The sequence below is a fragment of the Pseudomonas sp. B14-6 genome, assembly GCF_013260315.1.
Classification (GTDB): Bacteria; Pseudomonadota; Gammaproteobacteria; order Pseudomonadales; family Pseudomonadaceae; genus Aquipseudomonas; species Aquipseudomonas mandelii.
This window is the reverse complement of sequence record NZ_CP053929.1, coordinates 3335578-3347964: the sequence shown is the minus strand read 5'-3', so window position 1 is coordinate 3347964 and position 12387 is coordinate 3335578. Positions and strand designations below refer to the sequence as shown.

The 12387-nt window shown below is 60.2% G+C and carries 11 protein-coding genes, 1 pseudogene and 1 riboswitch; of the genes and pseudogenes, 7 read left to right on the top strand and 5 right to left on the bottom strand.

Annotated features, from left to right (window positions below):
* Nucleotides 1-17 precede the first annotated feature (17 nt).
* From HP062_RS15250 to HP062_RS15240, 3 genes are read left to right on the top strand one after another with little or no spacing between them, the layout of a single operon-like run.
* Nucleotides 18-200, top strand: a complete 183-nt coding sequence (locus tag HP062_RS15250; protein ID WP_010458210.1) for a CPXCG motif-containing cysteine-rich protein — start codon at nt 18-20, stop codon at nt 198-200.
* A 9-nt stretch (nt 201-209) separates the two neighbouring features.
* The gene (locus HP062_RS15245; protein WP_010458208.1) at nt 210-470 is read left to right on the top strand and encodes a putative signal transducing protein; all 261 of its coding nucleotides are present in this window, start codon (nt 210-212) and stop codon (nt 468-470) included.
* Between the two features lie 35 nt (nt 471-505).
* Nucleotides 506-1129, top strand: a complete 624-nt coding sequence (locus HP062_RS15240; RefSeq protein WP_010458207.1) for an SOS response-associated peptidase — start codon at nt 506-508, stop codon at nt 1127-1129.
* Nucleotides 1130-1224: 95 nt separating this feature from the next.
* On the opposite strand, the gene HP062_RS31495 is transcribed toward HP062_RS15240, so the two are convergent.
* Nucleotides 1225-1929 carry a methyl-accepting chemotaxis protein gene (locus HP062_RS31495; protein ID WP_372242822.1) on the bottom strand — a complete coding sequence of 235 codons (705 nt, stop codon included), beginning with the start codon at nt 1927-1929 and terminating at the stop codon, nt 1225-1227.
* Between the two features lie 198 nt (nt 1930-2127).
* Nucleotides 2128-2187: pseudogene (locus tag HP062_RS31490) on the bottom strand (hypothetical protein); the annotation flags it as partial.
* Between the two features lie 1452 nt (nt 2188-3639).
* Here HP062_RS31490 and HP062_RS15230 point away from each other — a divergent pair.
* Nucleotides 3640-4458 carry a M48 family metallopeptidase gene (locus HP062_RS15230; protein WP_010458203.1) on the top strand — a complete coding sequence of 273 codons (819 nt, stop codon included), beginning with the start codon at nt 3640-3642 and terminating at the stop codon, nt 4456-4458.
* 136 nt (nt 4459-4594) lie between these two features.
* Here the strand turns inward: HP062_RS15230 and HP062_RS15225 are convergent, their stop codons facing one another.
* The 3 genes from HP062_RS15225 to HP062_RS15215 form a co-directional block, all read right to left on the bottom strand.
* Nucleotides 4595-5179, bottom strand: a complete 585-nt coding sequence (locus HP062_RS15225; RefSeq protein ID WP_010458201.1) for a TMEM165/GDT1 family protein — start codon at nt 5177-5179, stop codon at nt 4595-4597.
* A 90-nt stretch (nt 5180-5269) separates the two neighbouring features.
* A riboswitch (yybP-ykoY riboswitch) is annotated at nt 5270-5392 on the bottom strand.
* Nucleotides 5393-5433: 41 nt separating this feature from the next.
* Entirely contained in the window at nt 5434-6432 is a 999-nt protein-coding gene (locus HP062_RS15220; protein WP_010458199.1) for a class I SAM-dependent methyltransferase, read from the bottom strand.
* A gap of 33 nt (nt 6433-6465) precedes the next feature.
* Nucleotides 6466-7431, bottom strand: a complete 966-nt coding sequence (locus tag HP062_RS15215) for a 2-hydroxyacid dehydrogenase (RefSeq protein ID WP_010458197.1) — start codon at nt 7429-7431, stop codon at nt 6466-6468.
* 240 nt (nt 7432-7671) lie between these two features.
* On the opposite strand from HP062_RS15215, the gene HP062_RS15210 reads away from it, so the two are divergent.
* From HP062_RS15210 to HP062_RS15200, 3 genes are all read left to right on the top strand, one after another.
* Nucleotides 7672-8301: a LysE family translocator gene (locus HP062_RS15210; protein WP_083375764.1), complete on the top strand. Its 630-nt coding sequence runs from the start codon at nt 7672-7674 to the stop codon at nt 8299-8301.
* A 161-nt stretch (nt 8302-8462) separates the two neighbouring features.
* Nucleotides 8463-10145, top strand: coding sequence for a fatty acid--CoA ligase (locus HP062_RS15205; RefSeq protein WP_077748998.1), 1683 nt, complete (start codon nt 8463-8465; stop codon nt 10143-10145).
* Nucleotides 10146-10481: 336 nt separating this feature from the next.
* Nucleotides 10482-12368 (top strand): DUF1302 domain-containing protein, encoded by a 1887-nt coding sequence (locus tag HP062_RS15200; RefSeq protein WP_172791632.1) that lies wholly within the window; start codon nt 10482-10484, stop codon nt 12366-12368.
* Nucleotides 12369-12387: the final 19 nt, after the last annotated feature.

The following is a 12387-nucleotide window of genomic DNA, read 5'->3' as shown; positions in this document are numbered from 1 at the left end:
TCACTTGGGAGACCGCGATGCTGGAACCTGCGTTGTACGAATGTCCGTATTGTGGTGAAGAGGTCGAGACGACGGTGGACCTGTCCGGTGGCGATCAGACCTATATCGAGGACTGTCAGGTGTGCTGTCGGCCGATAACGTTTGTGTTGCAGGTAGACGGAGAGGAATGGCATCTCGAAGTGTTCAGCGAAAACGAGTAAGGGGCGTCTATGCAGCGAATCTACGAGCCGGAAAACCTGATGGAAGGGGAGTTGCTGCAAGGCATGCTGGCCAGCGAGGGCATCGAGGCGCATCTGGTGGGCCGCGATTTGATCGGCGGGACCGGTGAACTGCCGATCTACGGCCTGCTGGGTTTGTCGGTGGACAACGACCAGGCCGAATACGCCCGCGAGCTGATCACCGCGTACAATGCCGCGCTGCCACTGCCCGGTGATGAACCGGACAGCTTTCCCGGCACGCTGGTCTGTTAGGCTGGCGTTCGTTTTATTGAGAGTCGTGTTGCCCCATGTGTGGACGTTATGCCCTGTTTCGCTGGAACCCCGCCTTCGCGGCCCTGCCTGGCTTCCCCGCCGATCAGCAGGCCCAGTGGAATATTTCCCCCAATGATTCGGTGCTGATGCTGCGTGCCGGTGCAGACGCTCAGCGTGAGTTGGCGCGGGCGCGTTGGGGGCTGACGCCGCCCTGGCTGACCGATCTTTCCCGCACACCGGCCCATGCCCGGGCCGAAACCGTCGCTGAACAACCGATGTTTCGCCAGGCCCTGCGCGAACGCCGTTGCCTGCTGCCGGCCAACGGTTTCTACGAATGGCGCGGCACGACCCGCAAGCGCCCGTATTGGCTGACGCCGGGAGAAGGCTCGACCTTGTTTTTTGCGGCGATCTGGGAAGCGTATCCGGTGCAGGAGCAAGTGTGGCTGAGCACGGCGGTGATCACCCAGCCGGCCGCGAGTCAGCGTCGGCCATTGATTCTGGATGAGGCAGGGCAGGCGGCGTGGCTTGATCCCGAGACGCCACTGCATGTATTGCAAGGGTTGCTGGCCAGTGAACCCGCGGCGTTGCGCGAGCGGGTATTGGCAAATCTGGTGAATGATCCGAAGCTGAATGGGCCGGAGTGTCTGACCCCTGGTTAAAGGTTGCCTGTGCTGACGCCTTCGCGGGCAAGCCTCGCTCCTACGGACCGCAGTGTTCTGTAGGAGCGAGGCTTGCCCGCGAAGGGTTTTTTGGATCAAACCTTGAACTGATTGATCAACCGCCGCTGCTGCTCAGCCAACTTGGTCAGATCCGCACTCGCCGCACTGGACTCATCCGCCCCGCCGGCCACTTCATTGGCCACTTGCCCGATGTTGATCACGTTACGGTTGATGTCATCCGCCACCGCGCTCTGCTCTTCGGCCGCACTGGCAATCTGGGTGTTCATGTCATTGATCACTGACACCGCCTGAGTAATGGTCTCCAGGGCCTCGGCCGCTTTCGCCGCATGTTGCACGCTTTCGTCTGTGCGGTTCTGGCTGTCCTCCATGACCCGCACTACATCGCGGGTGCCTTGTTGCAGTTGCTGGATCATGGTCTGGATTTCTTCAGTGGCTTTCTGAGTCTTCTGCGCCAGGTTGCGCACTTCATCGGCCACCACCGCAAAACCGCGGCCCTGTTCGCCCGCGCGTGCCGCTTCAATGGCCGCATTCAAGGCCAGCAGATTGGTTTGTTCAGCGATCCCGCGAATGGCGGTCAGGATCGCGTTGATGTTCTCGCTGTCCTTGGCCAGGGTTTGCACCACGCCCACAGCCTTGCCGATTTCAATTGCCAGGACGCCAATCGAATTCGACGTATCCCGGACAATTTGCATGCCCTGGGCCGCTGCCTGATCGGCATGGCTGGCGGCTTGCGCGGCCTGGGTGGCGTTGCGTGCCACGTCTTGGGCGGTGGCCGTCATTTCATGCACCGCCGTCGCCACTTGATCGATCTCGGCCATTTGCTTCTGCACACCGATGTTGGTGCGGATGGCAATGTCGGCGGTGTGTTCCGATGAATCGCTGACGCTCTGCACCGAGGTCACGACCTGGGTGATCATCGCCTGTAGCTTGGCGAGGAACGTGTTGAAGCCTTTGGCAATCGAGCCCAGTTCGTCGGCGCGGTCGCTGGTCAGGCGGCGCGTCAGGTCGCCTTCGCCTTTGGCGATATCGTCGAGCATCGCCACCATTTGCTTGAGCGGACGGGCGATGCCGTGGCCCACCAGCCAGATCACCAACAGACCGATACCGGCGATCAACAAACCGACCATGGCCATGCCGAAGGTGTCGGATTTGCGCTGAGCGTCCAGGTCGCCCTGGAGTTTTTGCAGGTCGGCCATCACGGCGTTCAGCGGCAGTTGCAGCATCAAGGTCCAGCGCGCATCGGTCTGGCCGATGCCGAAGGGCAGGTACAACTCGATCCTGCCCTGGGCCTTGTCGACGGTGTAAGTCACTTCGCCGCCCTTGAGGTGGGCCATGTTGGCGATCTGCTTGCTGTCGAGAATGTCGCTGACCTTTTCGCCGAATTTGCTTGGGTCCTTGGTGTAGGCAACGATCCGGCCATTACCGCCGATCAGCGCCATTTCCCCTGCGCCGCTGTACAGTTTCTGATTCGCCCCCAGCAACATTTCCTGGATGAAGTTCACCGACAGGTCGGCACCGACGATGCCCTGGAAGGCGCCGTTGAGCATGATCGGTTCAATAAAGGAGGCGAGCATGACGATCTTGTCCCCGACCTTGTAGGGCGCCGGATCAATCACGCAGGACTTCTTGGTTTCTTTCGAGCACAGGTAGTACTCGCTGGCACGGACCCCGGTGGACAGGGTTTTCTGGTCATCGACGTCCACCAGTTTGTCCAGGCCCAGGGTGCCGTCCTCGTTGCGAAACCACCACGGCAGGAAGCGCCCGTTGCTGGCGTCGATGCCGACTACCTTGGTGTCGACGTAGGCCGCATCGTTGTGATCGAGCGCGTCTTTTTCCCAGCCTATATAGGTGCCGAGAATTTTCGGGTTCTTGGCAACGTTTTCCTTGATCAGGCTGATCAACTGCTCCCGGCTCAGACTCAATGTCGGCTGGCCATCGACCCCCGGCGTACCGATCAGCGCGTTGACCCGCACCAGGCCGCCAGCGATCAGCAGCGGCGCTTCGAGTTCGCGCTGGATCTGGCTGACCTGGGTTTGCGCCAGAGAGGTCAGGCGCTGCTCGATGACTTGCTCGAATTGCGCCTGGGTCCGCTCCTGGACCATGTCTTGCGTCCGGGCGCCGGAGAACAGTGCGTACAGCACCAGCGCGGCGACTACGCTAAGAACGATGGCGCCGGCGAGGGCGGCCACGGAAAACTGGATCGACTTGAATTTCATGGGTGCTCCGCACGCAAGAGGACGTCTGCGGTGGTGTATCGGCAGGGAGCTGGAGGGCCATGAGCGAGGCAGCGCGAAATGGCTGTTTTGGAGTGGTTGATGTCGTAAATGAATCATTGCCGGGCGTTGGCGGCCGTGGCGAGCGCCGTTATGTGAATTTTTTCCTACGGCAATGAGAGCTTTATCTGAAATGAGCGTCTACACGTCAGTTGTATCTGGTGCGGATACAGTTACCCGCCTAGGATACCCGGCATGTTTTCAGGGAGTTTTTTGATGAACAAGACATTGGTTGTGTGTGCGCTGAGCGCAGGTTTGTTGCTTGCCGGTTGTCAGTCGGTCAATACCACCAGCGGTGGGGCTGTTGGCGTAGAGCGTAAGCAGTACATGTTCAGCATGTTGTCCACCGACGAAGTCAACCAGATGTACGCGCAGTCTTATCAGAAGACTGTCGGAGAGGCGAGCACCAAGGGTGTGCTGGACAAGACCAGTAACGACGCCAAACGCGTCCAGCTGATTGCCGACCGGCTGATTGCCCAGGCGCCGGTGTTTCGTCCGGATTCGGCCCAGTGGAAATGGGAAGTCAACCTGATCAAGAGCGACGAGCTCAATGCCAACTGCGGGCCTGGCGGCAAGATCTTTTTCTACACGGGGCTGATCGACAAACTGCAACTCACCGACGATGAAATCGCCGCGATCATGGGCCATGAAATCGCCCATGCCCTGCGCGAGCATGGTCGTGAAGCGATGTCCAAGGCATACGGCGTCGAAATGGCCAAGCAAGGCGCAGGCGCGTTGCTCGGTCTGGGTCAGGACAGCCTGGCCCTGGCGGACACCGTGGCGAAATACGGCATGACCTTGCCCAACAGCCGTGGCAATGAAAACGAGGCGGACCTGATCGGCCTCGAGCTGGCGGCCCGCGCCGGTTACAACCCGAATGCGGCGATCACGTTGTGGAACAAAATGAGCAAAGCCTCGGAAGGCGCTCCACCTGAGTTCTTGAGTACGCACCCGGCTTCGTCCAGCCGGATTGCTTCGTTGCAGGCGGCGATTCCGAAGGTGATGCCGTTGTACGAGAAAGCGCCGAAATCCTGATGGTCAGGCGGTGATGCCGCTGACGCCTTCGCGGGTTAGCCTCACTCCTACAGGTTTTCGGTCGATTACGACACAAAATCTGTAGGCGCGAGACTTGCCCGCGAGGAACGATAACGCGGTCTATCAACCTACGGCGTCAAACCCACCCGCTGCTCTGCATCGCCTTGTACACCGCCACAATCGCCAGGACAAAGAACGCCGACGCCGCCAGGCGACGGATCAGGGTGAGCGGCAATTTATCCGCCGCAAAGTTACCCGCCAATACCACCGGCACGTTGGCAATCAACATCCCGGCGGTGGTGCCGATGATCACCAGCCACAAATCCGGGTATTGCGCGGCGAGCATCACCGTGGCGACCTGGGTTTTGTCGCCCATTTCTGCCAGGAAAAACGCGATCAGCGTGGTCAGGAACGGCCCGAACTTGCGGGCGGTGCTGGCTTCATCGTCGTCCATCTTGTCCGGCACCAGGGTCCACAGTGCGGTCGCGGCGAAGCTCGCCGCCAGGATCCAGTGCAACACCGCATTCGAGAAGAAACTGCCGAACCAGGCGCCGACCGCACCGGCCGCCGCATGGTTGGCCAGGGTCGCGGCGACGATGCCGGCGATGATCGGCCAGGGTTTGCGAAAGCGGGCAGCGAGAATGAGCGCGAGCAGTTGCGTCTTGTCGCCGATTTCGGCCAAGGCAACGATTGCGGTGGGAACGAGCAAAGAGTCCAGCATCAGGGATTTTCCTAAGGGGCGGGTCGACACGGCTATGACACGTACAGCCTTCCCGCCCCGGGTAAGGTGTTCGTGTCATAGGTCTTGTCAAACCCTGCGATCCGTCTGATGCGGACGCTTGGGTCGCATACGCCATGGTCTGTTGACCAAGTATGTTGACGTATGCCGGACGAGCATGGCGCTCGTGGGAGACTACTCCCCTAGGACGGAGCGGATTCTGCCTAGGCAAAACCCGTTAGGCAAGCACTTATTTTTCAGCCTCGTTTGGCCCGATAAATTCTGAAGCCCTGTCCTTCGGCCTTGATCGCGCACACGCCCAAGTGCTCTTCGATCAGCGGCTGATACTTCAGGAAGCTGTTTGCAACCAAGCGTAGTTCGCCGCCGTTTTTCAGATGTTTAGCCGCTTTTCGCAGCAAGTTCTCGGTGGCGAAGTAGTCGGTATGCACGCCGACATGGAACGGTGGATTGCTCAGAATTGCACTTAAACCCATCGGTGCCGCGTCGATGCCGTCACCGGTAATCACGTCCGCTTCCAGGCCATTGGCAGCCAGCGTCATACGGCTGCTGGCGGCAGCGAATGCGTCCACGTCAAGCAACGTCACCTGATTGTGCGGATAACGACGTTTCACCGCCGCACCCAGTACACCGGCACCGCAACCGAAGTCGAGCAAGTGGCCGCTCGGCAACTTGTCCAAGTGTTCCAGCAGCAATGCGCTACCGCGATCCAGCCGGCCGTGGCTGAACACGCCCGGCAGGCTGATGACTTTCAGCGGACCTTCGGCCAGCGGCAATTCATAGGTCTGGGCCAGGCTTTCCAGCGACTTGGCTTCTGGCGCGTTGGCCACGGTGACCAGCCAAAGCTGGCAATGCCGCGCGCTGTCGAGCTTGCGTGGCTTGCCGAACGGGTTCAGTTGCTTGGCCGCGCCTTCGATGCCGCTGCGTTTTTCACCCACCAGGTACAACTCGCGACCGGCCAGGCGAGAGGCGAGGGCGTTGAGAATGTAATCGGTCAGGTCCTTGGACTTGGGTAAAAACACCACCGCCGTCTCGAACTCACGCTCGGGTGCGGTCACACCAAAATGGCTGCGCTCGGCAAAACGCGCCTCCAGCGCCGCTTGATCACCGGCATGCCAGCACCAGCCATGGGCGTCGGGCAGACGGCCGAGCAAGTCGTCGGCGGGCAAACCGGCCAGCAGCACCGAACCCTGAAATAAGTCGGCCTGACGAAGCAGTACTTCACTGCGCGGATCCATAACTGCTCCTGTGAAAAAAAGTGCCGCAGTCTATCAACTGACGACCCGCAGCGCTTTACCGCTGAAGTATCCCTGCGCGTTTTCGGTCAACTGACCGACGATCCTTTGCCGCGCCTCGCGACTGCCCCAGGCGTTGTGCGGCGTGACGATCAGCCGTGGAATATCGTGGGCCAGCAACGGATTGCCGGCGGTCGGTGGTTCGACGCTCAGCACATCGGTCGCCGCGCCGCCCAGATGACCGTTGCGCAAGGCATCGGCCAGTGCCTGTTCATCGATCAAGCCACCGCGTGCGGTGTTGACCACGAACGCGCCGGGTTTCATCGAGGCCAGTTCGCGGGCACCAATGAAGTGGCGGGTGTGTTCGTTGAGCGGGCAGTGCAGGGTAAGCGCATCGATTTGCGGCAGCAGTTCATCCAGCGGTAAGCGATCCGGCCGGGCAGGGCGCCCCGGAATCTGCCCCAGCAACACACGCATGCCGAAGGCTTCGGCCAGCCGTGCGACGGCGCCGCCCAGTTCGCCATGGCCGAGCAGGCCGAGGGTTTTGCCCTCGAGTTCGACAATCGGGTAATCCAGCAGGCAGAACTGTTTCGCTTGCTGCCAGCGGCCTTCACCCACGGCTTTCTGATAGTCCGCCAGGCGCGTGGCCAGGTTGAGCAGCAACATGATCGTGTGCTGCGCCACCGACGGTGTGCCGTAGCCCTGGCAGTTGCAGACCGTGATGCCGTGGGCACGAGCGGCCGCGAGGTCGACGTTGTTGGTGCCGGTAGCGGTGATCAGGATCAGCTTCAGATCAGGGCTGGCGGCGATGGCGTTGGCGTCGATCAGAATCTTGTTGCTGATGGCCACGGTGGCGCCCTTGAGACGTTCGATCACCTGCTCCGGCGTGGTCTGTGCGAACAGCTGCAAGTCGTCAAAGCAGTCGCGCAACGGGCTGAGATCGAGGTCGCCCAGGTCCAGGGAAGGGTGGTCGAGGAAAACGGCGCGGCGAGAGTTCGTCATCAACTGTACCTTTTGTGCGGTGAACTGAAGGCGTAATCTGCCGAGCCTACCAGATGAAACATATAGTTACGCATTGCAGGCCAGGTGCGAAACCTGTGGGAGCGAGCCTGCTCGCGATGGGGCATTAACATTCAACACCTTTGTTGAATGTCAGATCGCATCGCGAGCAGGCTCGCTCCCACAAGGGTTGGCGTTGACCTGTGAATTTCATTTTGATCGATCTACCCCAAAGGAGCCCCCATGTACTGGACAGAGTTCTTGACCGTTGCCCTGATTCACTTGCTCGCCGTCGCCAGCCCCGGCCCGGATTTCGCCGTGGTGGTGCGTGAAAGCGTGACTCATGGCCGTCGCGCCGGGACCTGGACAGCGCTGGGCGTCGGTACGGCGATTTTCCTGCACGTCGGCTATTCATTGCTCGGCATCGGCCTGATCGTGTCGCAGTCGATCGTGCTGTTCAACGCCTTGAAATGGGCGGCTGCCGCGTATCTGCTGTACATCGGCTACAAGGCCTTGCGCGCGCAACCGGCTAAAGCCGTCACCGACGACTTGCACAAGGAAGCCGGCGAGCGCACACCCCGCGGTGCCTTCACCTCAGGTTTCGTGACCAACGGCCTGAACCCCAAAGCCACGCTGTTCTTTTTGTCGCTGTTCACCGTGGTGATCAACCCGCACACGCCGTTGGCGGTACAGGCAGGCTACGGGCTCTATCTCGCGGCGGCGACGGCCGTGTGGTTCTGCCTGGTGGCGCGGCTGTTCAGCCAGCAGCGCGTGCGCGCCGGTTTTGCGCGGATGGGCCATTGGTTCGACCGGACCATGGGTGTGGTGCTGATCGCCATCGGCGTCAAACTCGCTTTTACCGAGATGCATTGATCGCGCAGCGCCCTGTATAACGAACTCCCGCAAATGCTGGCGCAAAGCTAGCATTTGTACGGCTCTGCAAATCATTCCTTTGGCTGATTTGGCCGGCGTATAAGGGTTCTAGAGTGGTTGCCTCTTGAAGCCAACACCGTGCAGTCAGAAAAGGGATTCTTATGTTGCAGACTCGCGTTATCCCCCCAGCCGAAGGCGCTTACCAGTATCCGCTGCTGATCAAACGGCTGCTGATGTCCGGCGCTCGTTACGAGAAAACCCGCGAGATCATTTACCGCGACCAGTTGCGCTACAGCTATCCGACCCTGATCGAGCGGGTCGCGCGGCTGGCCAACGTGCTCACGGCGGCCGGGGTCAAGGCCGGCGATACCGTGGCGGTGATGGACTGGGATAGCCATCGGTATCTGGAATGCATGTTTGCCATCCCGATGATCGGCGCGGTGATTCACACCATCAACGTGCGCCTGTCACCGGAACAGATCCTCTACACCATGAACCACGCCGAGGACCGCTTCGTACTGGTCAACAGCGAATTCGTCGGGCTGTACCAGGCGATTGCCGGGCACCTGACCACGGTCGAGAAAACCCTGCTTCTGACAGACCTGCCGGAAAAAACCGCCGACTTGCCGAACCTGGTAGGCGAGTACGAGCAGTTGCTGGCGGCCGCGAGCACGCAGTACGACTTCCAGGATTTCGACGAAAACTCGGTCGCGACCACGTTCTACACCACCGGTACCACCGGCAACCCTAAAGGCGTGTACTTCACCCACCGGCAACTGGTGCTGCACACCATGGGCGTGTCGACCATCATGGGCGCCATCGACAGCGTGCGGCTGCTGGGCACCAACGACGTGTACATGCCGATCACGCCGATGTTCCACGTGCATGCCTGGGGCTTGCCGTATGTGGCGACCATGCTCGGGCTCAAGCAGGTTTATCCCGGCCGTTACGACCCGGAGTACCTGGTGGAGCTGTGGCGCAAGGAGAAGGTCACCTTTTCCCACTGCGTGCCGACCATCCTGCAGATGGTCCTCAATTCCAAGGCGGCGCAGAGCACCGATTTCGGCGGCTGGAAAATCGTCATCGGCGGCAGTGCGCTGAACCGTGCACTGTACGAAGCGGCCAAGGCCAAGGGCATTCAGCTGACCGCCGCTTATGGCATGTCGGAAACCGGGCCGTTGGTGTCCTGTGCCCACCTCAACGATGAGCTGATGGCCGGCACCGAAGACGAACGCACCACGTATCGCATCAAGGCCGGCGTGCCGGGGCCACTGGTGGAGGCGGCGATCGTCGACACCGACGGCAACTTCCTGCCCGCCGATGGCGAGACTCAGGGCGAACTGGTGCTACGTGCGCCGTGGCTCACCGAAGGCTACTTCAACGAACCGCAAAAGGGTGCCGAGCTCTGGGCCGGGGGCTGGCTGCACACCGGCGACGTGGCGACGCTGGACAGCATGGGCGTGATCGACATTCGTGATCGCATCAAAGACGTGATCAAGACCGGCGGCGAGTGGATCTCGTCCCTGGACCTCGAAGATCTGATCAGCCGTCACGTGGCGGTACGCGAAGTAGCAGTGGTAGGCATCGCCGATCCACAGTGGGGCGAGCGCCCGTTTGCGCTGCTGGTGATCCGCGAAGGGCATGAGATCGGGGCTAAAGAGCTCAAGGAACACCTCAAGCCATTCGTAGAGTTGGGCCACCTGAGCAAGTGGGCGATCCCGAGCCAGATCGCCCTTGTTACTGAAATTCCCAAGACCAGTGTCGGCAAACTCGACAAGAAGCGCATCCGCCTAGACATCACTGAATGGCAGGCCAACAACAGCACCTTCCTCTCGACGCTTTAAGCGCCTTCTGGTGTGCCCGAAAGGGCACGCCAGCCCCACCAAGCAAGCGCTTGGCTTGTGAAATCCGAATTTTCAGCCATCCTTGGCATGCCGACATGTGTCGGACTGGCGAAAGGACTGTTCCAGAGTGGCCGGCAGCTGCAAATCACACTTTAGAGGGATCAAGCTCTACTACCTGCTGGCTATAGTCCGCTCAAGGATTTTTAAGAACGGAGCGCACGCACAAAACGGGGCGATGCAATTTGGAGTGACTTCGGGACGCCTTGGCTCCCCGTCATCCACAACGTTTTTAGAAGTGCTAACTGCCATAACAATAATGCACATGGAGTAGCGTCGATGACATCAGTAAACACGTTCTGGCGCCGGGCGAAATTGCCCCTGGCGGTCAGTCTCGCCTCTTCGCTCGCCGGGCCTGCATTCGGCGTCAGTTTCAACGTTGGTGAAATCGAAGGTCAGTTCGATTCTTCCCTCTCGATCGGTTCCAGCTGGTCTACCGAGAGTCCCAACAAGAACCTCATTGGCGTGAACAACGGTGGCAGCGGCCTGTCCCAGACCTCTGATGACGGTCACCTGAACTTCGAAAGCGGGAAAACCTTCTCGAAGATCTTCAAGGGCATCCATGACCTTGAATTGAAATATGGCGACACTGGCGTTTTCGTCCGTGGCAAATACTGGTACGACTTTGAACTGAAGGACGAAAGCCGTCCGTTCAAGGACATCAGCGACAACAACCGCAAGGAAGGCGCCAAGTCCTCCGGCGGGCAAATCCTCGACGCCTTCGTCTACCACAACTACTCCGTTGCCGATCAGCCGGGTTCCGTGCGTCTGGGCAAGCAGGTAGTGAGCTGGGGTGAAAGTACTTTCATCGGCGGCGGCATCAACTCGATCAACCCGATCGACGTGTCTGCGTTCCGTCGTCCGGGTGCCGAGATCAAGGAAGGCCTGATCCCGGTCAACATGTTCTATGTGTCCCAGAGCCTGACCGAAAACCTTTCGGCAGAAGCCTTCTACCAGCTGGAATGGGACCAGACCGTTGTCGATAACTGCGGCACGTTCTTCTCGCAGCCGGACATCGTTGCCGATGGTTGCACCGATAACCTTCGCGTGCTGAACAAGCGTTCGCAGATTCCAGCCGTGGCGTTGGGTCCATTGGCCGCCAACGGCGTCAATGTCAACGAGGAAGGTGTGCTGGTCCAGCGTGGCGGCGATCGTGATGCTCGCGACAGCGGCCAGTGGGGCGCGTCCCTCAAGTACATGTTCGAGCCGCTGGACACCGAGTTCGGTGCCTACTTCATGAACTACCACAGCCGTGCGCCGATCTTCAGCGCCACGGGTGCGCCGCAGTCGGTCTATAACACCGCGGCTTCTCTGCCAGGACCGTTCGCCGCACTCGCGCCGCTGCTGGTGGCAGGTAACTCGAAATACTTCATCGAATACCCTGAAGACATTCGCCTCTACGGCCTGAGCTTCTCTACCACCCTGCCTACCGGTACGGCGTGGAGCGGTGAACTGAGCTACCGTCCGAACGCACCGGTGCAGCTCAACTCCACCGACATTCTGTTCGCCGGTGTACGACCTCTGGGCGGTGCCCTGGGTAACGCTTCGCTGCTCTCTGCCGGCCCGGGTCAAGACCTGCACGGCTATCGTCGTAAAGAAATCACCCAATTCCAGACCACCCTGACGCACTTCTTTGACCAGGTCATGGGCGCAAGCCGTCTGACCCTGGTGGGCGAAGTGGGCGTGACTCACGTCGGCGGCCTGGAAAGCACTTCCGACCTCCGTTATGGCCGCGATCCGGTCTACGGTCCGGGTGCATTGCCAGCCACTGGCGGGGCGAATACGTGTGTGGCCCTCAACACCAGCACCATCAACGGTGCCGGCCCAGGCACTCCAACCAACAACCGCAGCCGCAACTGCAACAGTGACGGCTTCACCACGTCGACTTCGTGGGGCTACCGTGGTCGCGCCATCTGGGAATACAACGACGTGTTCGCCGGTGTGAACCTCAAGCCGAACGTGGCTTGGTCCCACGACGTGGACGGTTACTCGCCAGGCCCTGGCGGCAACTTCGAAGAAGGTCGCAAAGCGGTGAGCCTGGGTGTCGATGCCGAATACCAGAACACCTACACCGCGAGCCTGGCCTACACCAACTTCTTTGATGGCAAGTACACCACCGTCGATGACCGCGACTTCGTTGCGCTCAGCTTCGGCGTGAACTTCTAAGCACTGTTTTTTCAGGACG

Excerpts from the sequence above, each read along its gene's own strand:
- HP062_RS15240 (WP_010458207.1), top strand. The coding sequence starts at position 506 with ATGTGTGGACGTTATGCCCTGTTTCGCTGGAACCCCGCCTTCGCGGCC.
- HP062_RS15225 (WP_010458201.1), bottom strand. The coding sequence starts at position 5,179 with ATGCTGGACTCTTTGCTCGTTCCCACCGCAATCGTTGCCTTGGCCGAA.
- HP062_RS15250 (WP_010458210.1), top strand. The coding sequence starts at position 18 with ATGCTGGAACCTGCGTTGTACGAATGTCCGTATTGTGGTGAAGAGGTC.
- HP062_RS15200 (WP_172791632.1), top strand. The coding sequence starts at position 10,482 with ATGACATCAGTAAACACGTTCTGGCGCCGGGCGAAATTGCCCCTGGCG.
- HP062_RS31495 (WP_372242822.1), bottom strand. The coding sequence starts at position 1,929 with ATGACGGCCACCGCCCAAGACGTGGCACGCAACGCCACCCAGGCCGCG.
- HP062_RS15245 (WP_010458208.1), top strand. The coding sequence starts at position 210 with ATGCAGCGAATCTACGAGCCGGAAAACCTGATGGAAGGGGAGTTGCTG.
- HP062_RS15215 (WP_010458197.1), bottom strand. The coding sequence starts at position 7,431 with ATGACGAACTCTCGCCGCGCCGTTTTCCTCGACCACCCTTCCCTGGAC.
- HP062_RS15220 (WP_010458199.1), bottom strand. The coding sequence starts at position 6,432 with ATGGATCCGCGCAGTGAAGTACTGCTTCGTCAGGCCGACTTATTTCAG.
- HP062_RS15230 (WP_010458203.1), top strand. The coding sequence starts at position 3,640 with ATGAACAAGACATTGGTTGTGTGTGCGCTGAGCGCAGGTTTGTTGCTT.
- HP062_RS15210 (WP_083375764.1), top strand. The coding sequence starts at position 7,672 with ATGTACTGGACAGAGTTCTTGACCGTTGCCCTGATTCACTTGCTCGCC.
- HP062_RS15205 (WP_077748998.1), top strand. The coding sequence starts at position 8,463 with ATGTTGCAGACTCGCGTTATCCCCCCAGCCGAAGGCGCTTACCAGTAT.